Annotated in this window: 17 protein-coding genes; 5 read left to right on the top strand and 12 right to left on the bottom strand. The window is 59.1% G+C overall.

Translation table 11 applies throughout. The features are described from left to right. Positions 1-99 precede the first annotated feature (99 nt). The 11 genes from HUU60_11385 to fabD all read right to left on the bottom strand — a co-directional run bounded on the left by HUU60_11385 (position 100) and on the right by fabD (position 10,365). Positions 100-2,346, bottom strand: coding sequence for a polysaccharide biosynthesis tyrosine autokinase (locus tag HUU60_11385; GenBank protein NUL83308.1), 2,247 nt, complete (start codon positions 2,344-2,346; stop codon positions 100-102). A 43-nt stretch (positions 2,347-2,389) separates the two neighbouring features. After that, positions 2,390-3,298, bottom strand: a complete 909-nt coding sequence (locus HUU60_11380; protein ID NUL83307.1) for an SLBB domain-containing protein — start codon at positions 3,296-3,298, stop codon at positions 2,390-2,392. Between the two features lie 390 nt (positions 3,299-3,688). Continuing rightward, entirely contained in the window at positions 3,689-4,309 is a 621-nt protein-coding gene (locus tag HUU60_11375) for a DUF1080 domain-containing protein (protein ID NUL83306.1), read from the bottom strand. A gap of 41 nt (positions 4,310-4,350) precedes the next feature. After that, entirely contained in the window at positions 4,351-5,346 is a 996-nt protein-coding gene (locus tag HUU60_11370; GenBank protein ID NUL83305.1) for an NAD(P)/FAD-dependent oxidoreductase, read from the bottom strand. A 3-nt stretch (positions 5,347-5,349) separates the two neighbouring features. Continuing rightward, on the bottom strand, positions 5,350-5,781 hold the full coding sequence (locus HUU60_11365; protein ID NUL83304.1) for a molybdenum cofactor biosynthesis protein MoaE: 432 nt from the start codon (positions 5,779-5,781) through the stop codon (positions 5,350-5,352). Further along, entirely contained in the window at positions 5,778-6,017 is a 240-nt protein-coding gene (locus HUU60_11360; GenBank protein NUL83303.1) for a MoaD/ThiS family protein, read from the bottom strand. The genes HUU60_11365 and HUU60_11360 overlap by 4 nt, the downstream gene beginning before the upstream one ends. Positions 6,018-6,050: 33 nt before the next feature. After that, positions 6,051-7,139: a hypothetical protein gene (locus HUU60_11355; GenBank protein NUL83302.1), complete on the bottom strand. Its 1,089-nt coding sequence runs from the start codon at positions 7,137-7,139 to the stop codon at positions 6,051-6,053. 36 nt (positions 7,140-7,175) lie between these two features. Continuing rightward, positions 7,176-8,417, bottom strand: a complete 1,242-nt coding sequence (gene fabF, locus HUU60_11350; GenBank protein NUL83301.1) for a beta-ketoacyl-ACP synthase II — start codon at positions 8,415-8,417, stop codon at positions 7,176-7,178. A gap of 1 nt (position 8,418) precedes the next feature. Continuing rightward, a complete protein-coding gene (acpP, locus tag HUU60_11345) occupies positions 8,419-8,667 on the bottom strand; it encodes an acyl carrier protein (GenBank protein NUL83300.1) in 249 nt (82 codons plus the stop codon). 25 nt (positions 8,668-8,692) lie between these two features. Further along, positions 8,693-9,424 carry a 3-oxoacyl-[acyl-carrier-protein] reductase gene (fabG, locus tag HUU60_11340; protein NUL83299.1) on the bottom strand — a complete coding sequence of 244 codons (732 nt, stop codon included), beginning with the start codon at positions 9,422-9,424 and terminating at the stop codon, positions 8,693-8,695. Then, positions 9,421-10,365 carry an ACP S-malonyltransferase gene (gene fabD, locus HUU60_11335; protein NUL83298.1) on the bottom strand — a complete coding sequence of 315 codons (945 nt, stop codon included), beginning with the start codon at positions 10,363-10,365 and terminating at the stop codon, positions 9,421-9,423. The genes fabG and fabD overlap by 4 nt, the downstream gene beginning before the upstream one ends. A gap of 113 nt (positions 10,366-10,478) precedes the next feature. Here fabD and HUU60_11330 point away from each other — a divergent pair, with 113 nt between their 5' ends. The 5 genes from HUU60_11330 to HUU60_11310 are packed head-to-tail and all read left to right on the top strand — an operon-like array spanning position 10,479 to position 12,546. Continuing rightward, positions 10,479-10,859 carry a hypothetical protein gene (locus HUU60_11330; protein NUL83297.1) on the top strand — a complete coding sequence of 127 codons (381 nt, stop codon included), beginning with the start codon at positions 10,479-10,481 and terminating at the stop codon, positions 10,857-10,859. Between the two features lie 2 nt (positions 10,860-10,861). Next, positions 10,862-11,443: a hypothetical protein gene (locus tag HUU60_11325; GenBank protein NUL83296.1), complete on the top strand. Its 582-nt coding sequence runs from the start codon at positions 10,862-10,864 to the stop codon at positions 11,441-11,443. Next, the gene (locus tag HUU60_11320) at positions 11,421-12,077 is read left to right on the top strand and encodes a hypothetical protein (GenBank protein NUL83295.1); all 657 of its coding nucleotides are present in this window, start codon (positions 11,421-11,423) and stop codon (positions 12,075-12,077) included. The genes HUU60_11325 and HUU60_11320 overlap by 23 nt, the downstream gene beginning before the upstream one ends. Before the next feature lie 45 nt (positions 12,078-12,122). Further along, positions 12,123-12,263, top strand: a complete 141-nt coding sequence (gene cas6 / locus HUU60_11315; GenBank protein NUL83294.1) for a CRISPR system precrRNA processing endoribonuclease RAMP protein Cas6 — start codon at positions 12,123-12,125, stop codon at positions 12,261-12,263. Further along, positions 12,232-12,546 (top strand): hypothetical protein, encoded by a 315-nt coding sequence (locus HUU60_11310; protein ID NUL83293.1) that lies wholly within the window; start codon positions 12,232-12,234, stop codon positions 12,544-12,546. Before cas6 ends, HUU60_11310 begins: the two co-directional genes overlap by 32 nt. Before the next feature lie 793 nt (positions 12,547-13,339). Here the strand turns inward: HUU60_11310 and HUU60_11305 are convergent. After that, positions 13,340-16,663 (bottom strand): zinc-dependent metalloprotease, encoded by a 3,324-nt coding sequence (locus tag HUU60_11305; GenBank protein NUL83292.1) that lies wholly within the window; start codon positions 16,661-16,663, stop codon positions 13,340-13,342. Positions 16,664-16,693: the final 30 nt, after the last annotated feature.

The following is a 16,693-nucleotide window of genomic DNA, read 5'->3' as shown; positions in this document are numbered from 1 at the left end:
AGAAGCCGGCAAACGGACGCAACGGACGTCGCTCCTTTCCTTTCATTTCAAATCCATTGGCGGAGGGGTATGCCCTCCGCCAATATTGTACACCCTATCTTACTCTTTCGGCGCGGTCTGTTCTGCGCCGGCGTCGTCTTCGTCGTCCTCGACATAGCCAGAGCTGATGGCCGGGCGAGCAGGACCCGAGTAGCCGTTGCGCAAGGCGCCCAGATTCCGATAGGATCGCTGGTAGTGCATGAACCCGGGGTCGTCCTCGGGCCGCACTTTGTTCAGCGCAATGCCGACGATGTTGACGCCTAGGTTCTCCAAACGCTTGATAAACTCTCGATGCGAGTCGGTCGCGGCCGTGCCCGCGGAGTGAACGACGAGCGCGTTTCGAGCCGTCATCGACAGCACGCCAGCATCGGCAAACGTCAAACCGGCGGGCGAGTCGAACACAATAAAGTCGGCCACGCTCGAAAGTTTCTCGATCAGTTCGGCCAGGCGCGCGGATCGAAGCAGGCGCACCGGGTTCTCGCCGGTCAGCCCTGCCGATACGAAAACAAGCCCTTCGGTGGTCGTCGGTTGAACAATGTCTTCCACATCGGAGTTGCCAGCCAGATACTCGCCCAGTCCGATGCGATTCTCCAGCCTTAGCATCATGTGGAGCGAGGGCTGCCTCAGGTCGCCGTCGATGATGACGACTCTCGCGCCGTCTCGCGCCAAGGTGGCGGCCAAGTTGAGCGCAACGGTGCTTCGCCCGACATTTGGCTCGGCGCCGGTAACGACGATCGCTTTGCCCTCCATCTTGCCTGTAATGCCGGTCAGGTTTGTGCTCAGCATCTCGTATGAGGCGGTTAGAGCCGAGCCGTTTCGGTCGCGTCCGATCAACTGCTGCTGCTTCATTCGAGGCAGCGCGGCGATACAGGGCTTGCCCAGCAACGATTGCGCTTGCGTCGAGGTGTAGACGCCCTGATCGACCTGCGTCAGCATGAGCGCCAGACCGACCGACATAAAGAGGCTCAGCAACAGCGCCAGTCCAACTCTCATTGGAAGCTGCTTAGGAATGCGCTGGACTCGAGGCGTATCGATCATCTTGATCGATTGCGTGTCGTCCACCTCGCGCACGCGGGCTTCCTCTAACTTCGCCTTCATGGTGATCATAAACTGCTCTGCCGCCGTGCGATTGACCAATAGCCGCTGATATTCTGCCTGCTCTTGCGGAAGGTTGTCGAGTTTGCTTTCCTGAGCCGCTAACTGCGGCCCCAGCGTTCGCACGCGGGCGGCGGCCACATCGTACTCGGCGATCGAATCGAGGTACTGCCGCTCAAGGTTCTGATAGATCTCGTTGAGCGTCTTGGATCGAGCATCCACTATGGTAGTGGGGATCTCTTTCAACTGTTGTTCAAAGTCCACCACTTTCTGGCGGGCCGAACGCACTTGAGGATGATTCTCGCCCTTGCCTTCTCCCAACAGTCTCTCCAGATCGTTCTTGGCCAGGGACAGTTGTATGACCGTCTGGTCGTAAACCGTGTTCTGTCGAAGCACGGTGCTGGAATCTTTGTACTTGCCGTTCTCTCTGCCCTCGCGCTCAAGCTGTGCCTTGAGCGTGGCCATTTTTCGAGCGGACTGGTTCATCTGCACGCTGGAATCGTCGAATTGGGTCTTGTAGCGCGCGATGTTGGCGATGATCTGTTGCGCCTGGGCGTTCGGCTCGATCACTTGTGGATGCTCGGCCTGATATCGGGCTAGGGCGGCCAGCGCCGTGTTGTAATCTCGCTGAGCCTTCTCGAAGCGGTCTTCGATAAACTGGCGCGAGGCCTCGCCGATCGGTCGGTTCAAGTTGTTGTACTGCTCTTCGAACTTAGACAGAAGTACCTCGGCGGCCTTCAAAGCTTGGGCGCGCGCGCGGTCTTGATCAGGGTCTTCGACCTCGATCGTGGCTCGAATGTATTCGGTGTTGGGCACCGGTCGAATCTTGATTCGCTTAAACAGGTCTTCGACGCCCATCACATCGACCATAAACGGATCAGAGGCCTGCTGCTTGATCGTTTCGGCCACGGGCCATTCGCCGCTGTCCTTCAGTTCTAGCCATGTAAGCAATAGAGTCGAGTAGCTTCCCATGACCTCGGCCAGGTTTTGCAGCCGCGTAATGGTATCGATGTTGAGCATGTAGGGTTGAGGGAAGAGTTCCGTCTTTCTCACCACGTTGCCCGATCGATATTCGGTTACGGTTACAAAGCCCTCCCACTTCTGCGGTCGGCTGCCGTAATAGAGAGCGACGGCCCCCGTAACAAAGAGGGTGAACAGGAAAATCCAAAGCAGGCGTTTTCGAAGCGCTCGCAGCGCAGTCCAGATGGTCATGCTAAGAAGTCCTCCTTACAACAAGCGATTCGGCGAGCGTTCGTCATGGCTTCCACAATGACCTCAGTATGCCCGCATTGCGAGCCAGCCAATAGAGCGAAACGACGTCGTAGACCTTTCTCACGTCGGGGGTCTTGGTTTCGGGCACATAGACCACGTCGCCGGGTTGCAGCGCAATGTTCTGGTCCATGTCGGCCTTGTTCAACAGTTTGATCACATCGACCGGGATTTTCTCGGCGGTGCCGTCCTCGTTGTTTCGAGCGACGAAAACGGAGCTGAGCCGACCGCGCTCCGTGTTCCAACCGGCATGGGTGAGCGCGTCCAGCAGGGTCATGCGGCGCCGATAGGGATATTGGCCTGGTCGAAGCACCTGTCCGCCGACGAACACCCGGTTATCGACCTGTTCGGGCACGACCAAGGCATCCTGATCTTCTAGTTCGTAGTTCAATCCCAGATCGCCTTCTTCAAGAAGTTTGACCAAATCGACAGGGAATTCGCTTCCGTCTCGGCGCACCAGGCGAGCCTTCTCCAGGTCGGCCCGATCGGCGATGTAGCTGCCGCCCAAAGACAAAGCGTCCATTACCTTGTCGCCGTATCGAAAATCGAACGCGCCGGGCCGATTGACCATTCCCAACACGAACACTCTAGGGCGGCGAAAGGTTTGAAGATTGATGACGACCTTGGGGTCGGTGTACAGCTTCATCTCCTTCAGCCGTCGTTCGATCTCGCGGCGCACCTCGTCGGCCGTCATGCCCTGCACGTTGATCGCGCCGACCAACAGAACGTTGATCGTCCCGTCTTCAGCGACCGTCAGCCTTTGGTCGAAAGTCGGCTCGCCATAGAGCGAGACGATCATCTGATCGTCCGGCCGCAATCTATAAATCTCGCCCGGCTGAGCCATGGACGCGCTCGCCCAAAGCCCTATCATCATCAATACAAGCGTAGTTCTCACGGGTGTCGTTCCCTCCGTTTTCTTTCGCCCAATACCATTTTGGCAGATACGTCGATTCCGCTTAGGCGGTTCCTCAGGTTAGACCGACGCGGCCCCGCTGAGGGTTTCTTGAGACGGCCCGCCAACTTTCCTTTCGGTTTCTGCTTAATATTATAGCGAATTTCGAGGTTAGAATCGCTGCGGCGCGGCTTGATTTTGACAAATTGGCACGAAATGCGCTGTTAGTTTCGGCTGGGAGCTGATGCCTCCCAATAGCAGAAAGGGCGCCGTGCTGCGGATGTCGGCACACAGGTTGGACGAAAGGAGAGCTCTGCTCGGGGCTTGAGCCGACCGCCAGATTGGGCTCGGCCCGTCGGCACTCGACAACCGCCTATCGGCGCCCTTTCTGTTTCAATCGATCAGTCTTTTAAGCCGAATGTTCCGGAATCTCGCCTCGCCTCCTGCGTTTTCCAACCCTATGTAGCCGTAGCTGACGCGGGCGTACAACTGGCGCCCGTTTGGCAACCCTTGACTCAGTTCCCGGTTATCGATTCGAAAGTCCTGCGCCGCTTTGCCGTTGATCGTAACCTTGATGTGGACTCCTTTAGCAACGATCTCCAGTTGATTCCATTGGCCGGCAGGCTTGGCCGCGCTGACAAGGGGCAAAACGTGCGAACTGATCGCCCCGGTCGAGGTTCGAGTCCGGTCGCCTCCGGCGTCATCGACTAGGTGCACCTTGAACCCAGTGAGCGCCGGGTCGAACGCCTCGTGGCATCGAAAGTAGACGCCGCTCTGAGCGCCCTCTGCCAGTTTGTACTCAAGTCTCAGGGCAAAGTCGCCGTACTGGTCGTCCGTTCTCAGCCATCCCTTGCCGCCTGGGCTACAAATCAACTCGCCCTTTTCGACGCTCCAGGTCTTGTCGCCCATCACGTTCCAGCGCTTTAGGTCGTGGCTATTGAAGATCGGCTTGAAGCCTTGATCGTCGGCACCCAGCATGGCAAACGCTGCGATTGCGACTAACACGCATTTCATCTATTGGTTCCTCCAGTTTTTTGGCGCGGTTGCGAGCCCAATCATAAAGCGGGCAAATCCATATCCGAGCTATGGCCCGGAAAAAGTTTCGCGTCCGGGTCGATGTACTGTTTGGCGTGGTTGACCGCCGTGCAGATCTCGCCGACGCCCGTAGCGATCAGTTTCAACTTTCCAAGATAAGTGCAAACGTCTCCTGCGGCATAGACGCCCTCCAGATTGGTGCGCATATGGTCGCTCACGACGATCGAGTTTCCTTGAAGCGCCAGCCCCCACTGCTTGATAGGGCCAAGCGTCGCCATAAAGCCGACGTTGATGATCACGGCGTCGAGGGCAAGGCGCCGCTCCTCTTGAGTCTTGTTGTGGAAAATGGTCGCATACTGCAGCGCGCCGTCGCCATCGACAGCCTTTAGTTCGAACGGCGTTACCATCTTGACCTGGCTGTTCCTCAGGATGGCCAGGCTCTGTTCGTGGGCGCGAAACTCGTCTCGGCGATGGATGAGCGTGATCTCCGAAGCGAGCGGTTCGAGCATCAAGGCCCAATCGACCGCCGAATCGCCTCCCCCGACGATTAGGAGCCGCTTGTCCTCAAAGAGGCTCTTGTCCTTGACACCATAGTAAACTCCGCGCCCTTCAAAATCTTCAATTCCCTCAGCGACCACTTTTCGAGGCGTAAACGCGCCCGCGCCCGCGCTTATTATCAAGGTCTTTGTTAGATGCTCTCGCCCGGCAGACGTCCCAATGCACCACGCGTCGCCCTCGCGAGTCAGCGTTTCTGCGCGCTCTTCAAGGATAATCGTGGGTCGAAATCGGCTGGCCTGACGCTCCATGGCCCGAGCCAGGTCGCGAGCCAACACTTCGGGAAAGCCGGGCATGTCATAGATATATTTGTCCGGATAGAGCGCTGCCAACTGTCCGCCCGGCTCGCTCAGGCTGTCGATGATCTTTGTCTTCATGCCCCGCAGCCCGGCATAAAACGCCCCAAAAAGCCCGACCGGCCCGGCGCCGATGATCGTTACGTCGTACAGTCCGCCCGTCATCGGCTATCTTCCCTCAAAGACGGCCGCGTCCCCTTCGATCCAATAGGCGCCGTCGTCGGTAAATTCTCGCTTCCAAATGGGAACGTCTTGCTTGAGCGCATCGATCAGCCATCGCGCAGCCTCGAATGCGTCTGCCCGGTGCGCCGAACCTGCCGCGATGGCGACCGAGGTCTCGCCCAAAGGCACTTCGCCCAAGCGATGGGCGATCGCCGAGACAACGGGCCACCGGTGCTCGGATTCTTCAATCAGATTTTCGATCTGCTTGATGGCCATCTCTTCGTAGGCTTCGTACTCAAGACGGGAGACCGAGCGTCCTCGCGAATGGTTGCGCGTTACGCCTAGAAACAGCGCGACCGCGCCATGCTCAGGACGGGCGACCAGGCGACAAAGCACCGTCGCATCGATCGCTTCGCGGGTAATGATCGCCTTGCTCATCCACCGCTCACCGGCGGGATGAACGCCACCTCGTCGCCGTCTGCTACAACATGATCCCAATCTACAAATTTGTGGTTGACCGCAGGCCGACAAGACGACTTGCTTGCCTGAAGCAGGGACGAATCTTTTGCCAGATGCTCGAATAGCGCCTCGACCGAACAATCTGCAAGGTCGATCGAATGGTGCGACCCAACCGCCTGAGCATAGGGGCCAAAGAGCCGAACGCTAACCGCCATCGCAACCAGATTCTACCTGGTAACCTGATAGGTCTACTCAGCCCAGTAGAGCATCCCCGACCGAGGCGGGAGTTTGATCGGCGACCCCTGCGCGATATACTCGTTGTTCCAACTTCGATACCGACGGTCGGCAGCGATGACAGCGGTTGTCGGATATGGATTGAGCAAAACCAATGCGTTGGCATAGCGGCGCATCCAAAGACCGGATGTGCGAACCGCGACCGGGTCGATGGCCTGGCCGAAATCGAGAAAAAGCTCATTGTCGATGACCGGCCGCTGGCGGTCGTCCCAAAGGCAGGCATAGACATGGGGATTGGCAACCAGATAAACCGCGGCCATTGTATAGTAGTAGAGGTCTTTGCGGTACGAATGCCGGGTTATTAAAATCGCCTTGCCGCGAGACGGATTGCTGACCGTCTCTAATTGCCAATCGACCAAGTTGGGCGCCAAGTAGCCGGGGAACGGATCATTCGCGTCTTGATAGGCGCTAAAAACAAAACCCTCCAGCATATAGCCGTCCAACTCGTTCAGCGCGGAATCGTACACAGCGCCGCCCTGGAAGATGTTTGCGTACATCTCTGTGTTCCGAACCGATCGGACAGCGCTGCGGGCTTGAGCCAACCATTCTCGGGTCAAGTTCGCACGACTGGTGGCTGCCGGGTATTGAATCGACGTCCAATTGAGCGGTTTGGACAGGTTATCGATGAAGACGAAGTTCGGGTATCCCAGCGTGCGCCCGCGGCCTGCCAGATCGTCTCGCAGGCGATGGATCACGTGGTCGCGGCATTCTGGATTCCCATAATCCATCGAATATTCGACCCATCTTGTGCCCCACTTCCTGATCAGATCGCGGCCGTTCGGCGCGTGCAGATACCAATCCGGCCGTGCGGCTCGCGTCTGGGCATAGGGGTAGTAATCGTGATAATGGTCGCCTTGGCCGAAGGGCATTCGGATCGATTCGAACCCAAAGATGTAATGTCCGATGTAGGCGTTCGGCACGGCCTTTCGAATGACTTGAGGCCAATACCCTCCCGGCGATATGAAAAGATCGCCGATTTGGGCTTCCTTAGGCATGCCGGTACCATAGATGGTGTAGGCCTGGGCGAGTCGAAGCGTTCTCATGCTACTTAGAAAGAGTATACATCGGCTTTTGGTTCCCTATGCCGTCTTTTCCAGCACGATGCATGCGTTGTGGCCGCCAAATCCGAAGGAATTGGAGAGAGAAACCGATACGTTTGCCTGTCGCGGCCGGTTCGGCACGTAGTCCAGATCGCAGTTGGGATCCGGCGTTGTGTAGTTGACGGTGGGCGGGATGACGCTGTCGCGCATGGCCAAAAGACAAGCGACGGCCTCGACCGCCCCGGCAGCGCCCAACATGTGTCCGGTGATCGATTTGATCGAGCTGATCGGGACTTTGTACGCCTGATCGCCAAAAACCTGCTTGATGGCTCGGGTTTCGGCGGCGTCGTTCAATTGGGTGCTAGTGCCGTGCGCGTTGATGTAGCCCACGTCGGTCGGCGCCATTCCGGCGTCCTTTAACGCAAGGTTCATACAACGGATGGCTCCGTTCGCTTCCGGCTCGGGCGCGGTGATGTGGTGCGCGTCCGAGGTCGATGCATAGCCGACGATCTCGCCGTAGATGGTCGCTCCTCGCGCTTGGGCGATCGCCTTCTCCTCTAACATCAGCACGGCGGCGCCCTCGCCCATCACGAATCCGTCGCGCTTGGCGTCGAACGGTCGACTGGCGCCCTTGGGGTCGTCGTTATTCTGCGAAAGAGCGCGAGCAGCGGCAAACGCGGCAACCGCAATCGGCACGATGACAGCCTCCGCGCCTCCCGCCAACATCGCGTCCACATCGCCCCGCTCGATCATCCTCGCGGCCTCGCCTAAACTGTTCGTTCCTGTGGCGCAAGCGGTTACAACGCAGAGATTGGGACCCTTGATGCCGTAGGTGATCGAGGTCATGCCAGACGGCATATCGGCAATCATCATGGCGGCTAGAAACGGGCTGACCCGGTCGGGGCCGCGATCGATCATGATTCGATGCTGCGTTTCCAGCGTGCCCAGGCCGCCAATGCCGGACCCGATCAATACGCCAGTGCGTTCTGACGTGCGATCGGTAATTTGATAGCCAGAGTGCTTCAAAGCCATGCCGCTGGCGGCAACGGCGAATTGAATGACGCGATCCAATCGCCGCGCCTCCTTCTTCTCCATAAACTGCTCGGGGTCGAAGTCGGGCACCTCTCCAGCGATGCGACAAGAGAGGGCCGACGCGTCAAAATGCGTGATCGGGCGTATGACGCGACGGCCCTCCAAGAGTCCGTGCCAAAACGGATCGATTCCGACGCCGAGCGGCGTGATCAGACCGAATCCGGTTACGACCGCGCGGCGCTCGCCCATCTCAGACCGTCGTGCCGGCCTTTTCCTCGATGTATCGGCAGGCGTCGGCGACGGTGCGAATGCGCTCGGCATCCTCGTCTGGGATGGAGACGCCAAACTCGCTCTCGAACTCCATGATCAACTCGACGACCTCGAGCGAATCGGCGCCCAGGTCCTCGTTAAACGTCGATTCGGGCGTTACCTGCTCGGGTTTCAGACCCAACTGGTTCGCCACCACTTTCTGTACTTTCTCCAGAATCGCTTGATCCATTTGTCGTCCGACCTCCTTGCTTTTGTTATATGCCTACCGTCAGACCGCCGTCCACTACCAGCGTCTGGCCGGTGATGTAGCTTGCTTCCGGACTGAGCAAGAATAGTACCGCATGGGCCACATCCGCGACCTGCCCCATCCTGCCCAGCGGTATTCGTTTCAACGCGACCTCCTTCAATTCCTGCGACAGACCCTCCGTCATCTCCGTATCGATAAATCCCGGCGCCACCGCATTGCAGGTTACGCCTCGCGAGCCGATCTCCAGCGCGATCGATTGCGTCAGGCCGATCAGCCCCGCTTTGGACGCGGCATAGTTGCATTGACCGGCGTTGCCCCGAATACCGGCTATCGACGTTATGTTGACGATCCGACCCTCGCGCTGCTTGATCATATGTCTAATGACCGCACGAGCGCAGTTAAAGGCGCCCTTTAGATTCGTGTCCAGCGTGTCGTCCCAATCTTCGTCCTTCATGCGCAAGATGAGCGTATCCCGTGTGATGCCGGCGTTGTTGACGAGATAATCGATCCGCCCCCATCGCTCCATCACGGCGGCGACCATCTGATCGACGGCCTGCGAATCGGCGACATCGAGGGCGAACGGGAGCGCTTCAGACTGAAGTTCTCTGACTACGGCAGAGGACGTCGATTCGGACCGGCTGACGCAGGCGACCTTGCATCCCTGATTCGACAGAGCATGGGCGATCGCTCTGCCGATTCCTCTCCCCGCTCCGGTTACAATTGCGACGCGGTCGCTCATGCTCGGATCGCCTCGATAGTGGCAGCAAGAGAAGGTCCATCGGTCGCTTTAAGCATGGTCGCATCGGGCGCGATGCGCTTGATGAGGCCTGTCAGCACATCGCCGACGCCGATCTCGATGAAGGTATCCACGCCGTTCGCTGTCATCCACTCGATGCTCTCTTGCCATCTTACGGGTTGCGCGACCTGGGAGGCCATGATCTGTCTCCACTGGCCAGGGTCGGTTACCGGGCGGGCGGTTACGTTAGCCACGACCGGCGCGATGCCAGCCTTGAAATTGGCCTGCTCGTAAGCGCCGTACATCTGGTCGGCGGCTTCTTGCATCATGGGCGAATGGAACGGGCCGGCCACGGCCAAAGGAATGGCTCGCTTGGCGCCGCGCGCCTTGCACTCTTCGACAGCGGCCTCCACGGCTTTAGGCTGTCCCGATATGACCAACTGACCAGGGCAGTTGAAGTTGGCAATGGCCACGATCTCGCCCGTTGCGGCCTGCGCGGCGTCGCAAGCGGCCTGAGCCGTCTCGGCGTCCAGACCAAGAATGGCGACCATGGAGCCGGGATGCCGAAATCCCGATTCCTTCATCGCCCTCGCGCGGATATCGATCCAATGGAAAGTCTCTTCGAAGGTCAGCGTTTCGGAAGCTGCGAGCGCCGTGTATTCGCCCATGCTGTGGCCGGCAAAGTAGGCAGGCAGAAAATCGGGAACGGCCTCCTTGAGCGCTCGCCAACCGGCATAGCCCACGGTGAGCAGCGCCGGCTGGGCGTTCTCGGTGTTCCGGAGCGTCTCCTCGTCCGATTCGAAACAAAGCTGGGCAAAGGATCGGCCAGAAAGGCGCGAGGCGGTCTCGAAAACCTCTCGCGCGGCGGGGCTTTGGTCGTAAAAATCGCGCCCCATTCCAGGACGCTGCGCCCCCTGCCCGGGAAAGACCACCGCGGCTTTCATCGAGCGCGAGTATACCAGATTTGGTGGTCTGGCAAACGCACTGGCGCCTTGAGAGGTAGAACGGACTAACTTAGCAAAGGATTCTTTTCCCTCAATGCCGAACCAATGGCGATATGATCCTCATTAACTTCGGCCATCCGTTGACCCCCGAACAGCGCGTGGCTATCGAACAGAGCTGTAGCGCCTCGATAGAACGCGAGACAGAAATCAAAGCCCAGTTCGACCCCGACCAGCCCTTCGCCGCACAGGCCAAAGCCTTGGTCGATTCCGCGGGGCTCAGCGGTACAGAATGGCAAACCCTGCCCATCCTCGTCAGCCTGCCGACTCTTCACGTCATCGCAGCCGTAACCCTGGCCGAGCTGAACGGACGCATGGGCTACTTCCCCTCCATCGTCCGACTAAAGCCCGTGCCCGATTCGACCCCTCCCGTGTTCCAACTGGCCGAGATTATCAATCTTCAAGCCGTCCGAGACAAAGCCAGACAGGAGCGATAGCCATGAAGCTGCAAGACCTGATCGATTGGCCGGGCCTCGTAACGGGAGGCGCGGGAGCCGTATTAACTTTCATCGTCGTCAAGGTCAAACGCTGTTGGGACAGAAAGGAACGCCTGAAACGGCTAAAGCTGCACGCCCGCTCCCAATCGACCGTCATCTGCGTCTGGATCGGAGGGACAAACGATCCCCTGCAAGACGTTCTATCCTACGCCCAACAGCACATACCCGGCGCGCGCTCCGTATACTACTACCGTCCGCCCGACGATGCAATATTAGCCGACCCAACCGTCGCAGAAAAAATCGTGGACGACCTGATCGAAGGCGTGCGAGAGATCGGCCAAGGCCCCACGCGCGCCGTTCACTACTTCTTTGCCGGCATGGTCGCCTATGCCCCCATCGTTCCAGCCCTGCTGCGCAACGTTTGCACGGTCGTTGTCTACCAAAAAACCGGCGAGACCTATGTGCCGCTGCACGAAACGACCGAGGCCCGGCTCGGCGCCGCAAGAAGGCCTTCATCGTCCCTTGCCAAGTTCCAGACCTTCACAATCTCCGAAAACGCCCATGAACAACGTCCAAACCGATGAAACGCTGACCGCGCTCAACCTGCGATTCAAGGCGCAGATTCTAAGTCCGATCAGGGCTGTTAGCGCAGACGGCTCCTACTGGCTGCCTGCAGCGCTCCATTCGGCCCTCGGTCGCGAACTCTATCGATCCGACCCGACGCCCGACAAGCTCCTGTTTCACACCCTGTTCCAACGGCCCGACAACCGTCCGCCGCCCCTGCTCATGGAGCCGCCCGCAATCTCTTGCCCGTTTCTCCGCAGCGGCGATCCGATCGAGTGGGAAGCGACCCTCATCGGCGATGCCTGCGCCATGAAGGACGCCGTCATCGCGGCAACCGCCTTGGCCGGGGTCAACGGAGTCGGCGGCCATCCCCAAGGCAGCTATCAGTTCATCGACGCCCAAGCCGAAGAAGCCGAACCCTGCCGCAGCCCAGCGCCGTCCGTCGTTCGAATCGACTTCCTAACCCCGTTTGTTTCCGACGAGCCGAGCGCATCGCCTCCAAGCTTCGAGTCGGTATGGAAAGGCGTCCGAACGCGCCTGGTCCGACACCTGGACTACTTGTACGGCCAAGGGCTTTTGAGCCAGGTCGATTACGACCGCACCGCCGATCAGCGCGCCGTCCTACTAGAGGTCGGCGCCAAAACCGTATCTTAGCAAAGACATCAGGACAAAAACCGCCTCAAGAATCGACCGCCCCGCATCGTCGGCCAAACGGGCTGGGCCATCTATCAAGGCGAGTTCGACACCCTCTGGCCCATCCTCAAATGGGCCCATGCCTTGGGCGCGGGAAAGGAAGCCGCCATCGGCTGTGGACGGATGGCGCTCACATGCCTTCGCTGATCGTCGTCGACCCGGACGGCCAAGAACGCCGCGCCTTTGGATACGACGACCGTGCGAACTGGCGCTCAAGGCCGCAGCTGGAAAACTCAAAGCGCTGGAGAACCTGCCCGACCTGGTCGACCCTAAAATCTCCAAGCGGATGATTGAAGCGCTGAAAGACGCCGACTGGGACCGGCCGCCCACCGCAATGGCCAAAGCCTTCATTGAGGCATGGAAAGAGGCGGCCGAAGAGGAAGAAGCGCCGGCGGCAGACTCGCGTCCCGTCAGCCTCTACTGGATATGAGGTTCGAGCAAGTACGGTCATGCTCGCTCGAAGGTCGCCAAAAAGTTGCAACCTAGGCTCGTTTAGAGAGCATTGAAACATTTTATGCCTCCACACCCGCCGTTTGGTGTGGAGGCTTCTCGCAAGCCAAACCGGGTTCGTTTCCCGATGCCGCCGTACGTGCTCTGTTCGGCTCTCTAAACAGTCAGACTAAACAGTATCGATGCTAAGATCGTCCCCTGTATCCCCTCCCCAAACTCTGGCGAGTTTAGGGAGGGGAGCGAAAGGCATCGGATCGGACCGGGAGGGCGAGCGTCCCCGCGAGCCGAAAGACGGAGCGCCGCCCTTCCGGGCGGCAGGCCAGGCGAAAGCCTGGCGTTCCGAACGACGGGTGTGGGGATCGGACCGGAGGGCGAGCGTCCCCGCGAGCCGAAAGAACGGGAGGGCGAGCGTCTCGCGAGCCGAAAGAACGGGAGGGCGAGCATCCCCGCGAGCCGAAAAAACGGGCCAGGCGGAAGCCTGGCGTTCCGAACGGCGGGTGTGGGGGGCGGGCCGGGAGGGCGAGCGTCCCCGCGAGCCGAAAGAACGGGCCGGGAGGGAGCCCGGCGGTTTGGCAGGCGCCCAATCTGTCTCAATGGCGAACATCGGTCTATCTCGGGCGATTGTGCCCCTACCCTGTATCCCCTCCCCAAACTCTGGCGAGTTTAGGGAGGGGAGCGAAAGGCATCGGATCGGACGGGCCAGGCGGAAGCCTGGCGTTCCGAACGGCGGGTGTGGGGGGCGGGCCGGGAGGGCGAGCGTCCCGCGAGCCGACTTACTGCTTGCCTATGCCCAGAAGTTCCAACAGGCTCGGCGTTCTAGGCGCGGGCGTCTGCTGACCGATCACGATCTGAGCGTTCAGCGCCTTGGTGGACAGTTCGGCCAGATCGGCAAAGTGAACCTGGCTCACCGCATCCTGCGCCTTGCCCGTCGCACCCTTCAGTTGGACGTTAAGCCGGCGCAACTGACTGCGCGCCAGCATCTTGGCGTCCGCCGGCGCCGCATGATTGGGCTGAATCGCCATATCGATCAGCGCTTGCAAGTGCGTCCGCTGAAGGTTGCGGCGCAACGGCGTTACGGTCGCGCCGGCAGGAAGTTCCTCCCAGACCGCCGCATAGACCTCGTCAAAGAGCTCTTTGACCGTCAGCGCCGCTCCAGGGCTTTGGAACTCCTGGTTGATCAACCGATTCAGCATCCCTGGGTTCATCAATCGGTTCAGGACTCCCAACTGTACGTTACCGATGCTGTCCATCAGGTTTGGCGGATTGCCGCCAGCCCAGGGATCCAGCGCCAGCATCGAATAGTAGGCGCGAGTGAAGCTATAGGCGTCCTTGGCCAGAACGTTTTGCCGAATCATGGCCAGCGCTCTTTTCTGGGCGGCAACGGGCACCGGTCGAAGCGCAGGCTTCTCGCCCGGATCGCCTTTGTGGTTGCCGCTGATGTTGACGCCGCCGATGAACCGGGTCAGCTGGCTGGCCGACTGTGCGTGCATCCCCATCACCATGTTGAAGCGGCGAGTGAACTGCCAGTAGCTCTCGCCGCGCTCGGGGTATCGGCGCGGGAGTTCCTGCAACAGTTTGCCCGAGTCTTCCATGCGCATGATCCAGTAGGCCATCGGGTCGCGACCCAGGTCGAACCGCGTTACCATCGGATCCCAGCGGTCGGCGATCTCGTCGCTTTGGTAAGCAAGGCCGGGCTGATTGTATCGGGCTGCTACGATGTTCAGAGCGGGCTTCTCGCCCGCTGCGTCTGCCGCGGAGACGTGCTTGTAGCCATATTCGATGGCATGGATGTCGTAGGGACCGACGGTGGTCGTCCAGTATTGGCTGTTGGGGCTGCGCAAGGCGACGTTGTTAAAAGGCGCGTACTCCATCACGGAGGCGGTAACGCCCTTCTCCTTTAGAAGCTCGCCGTTTGCAAGGTCGTCTGTGCTGTGCATCGAACTGGCGATGAAGTTATGGCGCAGTCCTAGGATATGCCCCATCTCGTGCGCTGCGGTCTCCATCAAAAAGTCCTCGATAAACTTGGACTTGGTGATCTTGGTCGCGTTCTCCCCAGCGATCATCTCCAGCGACATCAGGCCGAGAGCCGCATTGTAAAGCTTCTCTTGCCCCAGCGTGCAGATCAGGTGGCTGGCGTCGTGCTCCGACTTTTCGGCAAAGATCGCAACGGGATCGACGACGCTCTCGAACTCCATTTTCACAGAGAGCGCCATATTCGCATCAAAGGTGATGCCCGCGTTCAGGATTTCGCCCGTTAACGGATTAGGTCGGAACCAAGCGACCGCATAGGCCGATCCCGGCGAGGTTACCCATCGAATGACGTTGCGCGACATGTCGGCATGATCCCAATCCGCATCGTCGGGCATTTGCTCGACAACGACAGCGTCTTGGAAACCAACTTTCTCAAACGCTTTGTTCCACACCAGCAGACCCTTTCGAATGGCGTCTCGGAACTCGACCGGGATCGCGTTGTCCAGCCAAAAGACGATCGGCTTCTTGGGCTTCGAAAGGTTTGCGCTCGGGTCGGACTTCTCCAATCGCCAGCGCAGGATGTACCGGTCGGTCATATCCTCTTTCATCTCGTTCCAGTTGGTAACCTCGGTGGTGAAGTAGCCCACTCGCGGGTCGGCCATTCTGGGACGATAGCCGTCCATAGGCAGCGCCATCAGATTGTAGTTGACCGTGTATGTGAAGTTCCTGGGATCGGCCAAGGCCGGCGATCCGCCCATCATTCCAAGGATGGCCGCCATGCCGCCCCCGCCACCCTGGCTTCGATTGAAGCTGTAAGCGGTCTGGATATAGAAGTTGTCCTCGAACATCTTGATCGCGCTGTAGGCGGTCTTCTCTCGGTCGATCGTTGCTTGCCCGCCCGACATGCCCGCCTTTTGAGTTACCCGAGCGATGTCGCCGCGGAAAAGGTCGCTGACATTGATCAGCACGCTCTTGCGCTCTTCGCTCTTCGCCTCGACTTTGAAGGCTTCTAAATAGGCGTCTGCGATCGAGCGTCGGAGCGCCCGAGCGATCGGGGTGCCATCGTCCGCCTTGAAGCTGATGTTAGGAACAACCAAGAGCACTTGCTCGTCTCGCCGAACAAACTTGAAGACCATATCCATGATCGGGTCGCCCGCCGCGGACATGATGCCGCCAATGCCTGTGGCCGCCGTCGCTTGCATAAACAGCAGGCGATCGAGCTGCTCTTCCTTGATCTCCCAATAGATCGTGTCCTTGCCGGCGTCTTTCTTGTGATACATAGTGAAGAGGCCGTCGGTCTTCGTAAAGTCCTTGGTAACCTCTTCGATGGTCTTTTCCTTCTTCTTTTCCGGCTCGCCCGCTACCGTCGTGGCGCCGACAGGGCTGCCCGACTGCCGCTCGCTGGTGATCTTGCCAGAGGCGGTAATCCCCATCTCGTCGGGCCCGAAAGGAAGTCCGTCCACCTTGTACTCGGCCTTGACCATATCGCCGGAAGCCTTCTCAAGGTAAAGCTCGCCCTCGGCGGTCAACTTGGTAGAGGTCGCCGTCTCGGTATAGGAATGCTTAATCTTGACGCACTCGATGCCTTTGATCGTCTCGAACGCTAGGACTTCGTAGTCCGCGCGACCTGGCAAAGTGCCGATCGTCTTGTCCTCAACAAAGGTATGGGACCACTTATCGCCAACGCCCACGGGATTTGTGGAGAAGACGATGCGCTGAGCTTGGCCGAATCGTTTGCGAAGCTCGGCCTGATCTTCTGGCTCGTCGGCGCCTTCGACTTTGGTCGAAACCAACTCGCCGTTGGGCTTGACGACCGTCGTGTATTTGGTCTTAAGGGCCTCGTCGGGCGTGGGCGCCTTCTCGCCGTTGACCGTCATCTCGTAGGTCTCGGTGGTCTCTTCGCGAGTAACGTTGCCGTTCTCGGCCACGTCGATTATCTTGTCTTTAGTGGTGGTATTTATCTCTATGGTAACTTTCTGGCCCGCGGCCTCCATCGATATTTCGACGTTGGCGCGATAGGTCATCGCTTGGTCCTTTTGACCCGTAAACTTCATGACGACTTTGTCTTGCGCAAAAGCGAGGGCAAGCACGAAAACCGCCAGGATTGCTACTGTATGTCGCTTCACTTTTGAGGTTCCTCCCGTCGTATTGGCGAG

Source organism: Armatimonadota bacterium (genome assembly GCA_013359125.1).
Lineage (GTDB): Bacteria > Armatimonadota > Fimbriimonadia > Fimbriimonadales > GBS-DC > JABWCR01.
This window is presented reverse-complemented; position numbering and strand designations above follow the sequence as displayed.

Excerpts from the sequence above, each read along its gene's own strand:
- HUU60_11385 (NUL83308.1), bottom strand. The coding sequence starts at position 2,346 with ATGACCATCTGGACTGCGCTGCGAGCGCTTCGAAAACGCCTGCTTTGG.
- HUU60_11375 (NUL83306.1), bottom strand. The coding sequence starts at position 4,309 with ATGAAATGCGTGTTAGTCGCAATCGCAGCGTTTGCCATGCTGGGTGCC.
- HUU60_11370 (NUL83305.1), bottom strand. The coding sequence starts at position 5,346 with ATGACGGGCGGACTGTACGACGTAACGATCATCGGCGCCGGGCCGGTC.
- HUU60_11365 (NUL83304.1), bottom strand. The coding sequence starts at position 5,781 with ATGAGCAAGGCGATCATTACCCGCGAAGCGATCGATGCGACGGTGCTT.
- HUU60_11360 (NUL83303.1), bottom strand. The coding sequence starts at position 6,017 with ATGGCGGTTAGCGTTCGGCTCTTTGGCCCCTATGCTCAGGCGGTTGGG.
- HUU60_11355 (NUL83302.1), bottom strand. The coding sequence starts at position 7,139 with ATGAGAACGCTTCGACTCGCCCAGGCCTACACCATCTATGGTACCGGC.
- fabF (NUL83301.1), bottom strand. The coding sequence starts at position 8,417 with ATGGGCGAGCGCCGCGCGGTCGTAACCGGATTCGGTCTGATCACGCCG.
- acpP (NUL83300.1), bottom strand. The coding sequence starts at position 8,667 with ATGGATCAAGCGATTCTGGAGAAAGTACAGAAAGTGGTGGCGAACCAG.
- fabG (NUL83299.1), bottom strand. The coding sequence starts at position 9,424 with ATGAGCGACCGCGTCGCAATTGTAACCGGAGCGGGGAGAGGAATCGGC.
- fabD (NUL83298.1), bottom strand. The coding sequence starts at position 10,365 with ATGAAAGCCGCGGTGGTCTTTCCCGGGCAGGGGGCGCAGCGTCCTGGA.
- HUU60_11330 (NUL83297.1), top strand. The coding sequence starts at position 10,479 with ATGATCCTCATTAACTTCGGCCATCCGTTGACCCCCGAACAGCGCGTG.
- HUU60_11325 (NUL83296.1), top strand. The coding sequence starts at position 10,862 with ATGAAGCTGCAAGACCTGATCGATTGGCCGGGCCTCGTAACGGGAGGC.
- HUU60_11320 (NUL83295.1), top strand. The coding sequence starts at position 11,421 with ATGAACAACGTCCAAACCGATGAAACGCTGACCGCGCTCAACCTGCGA.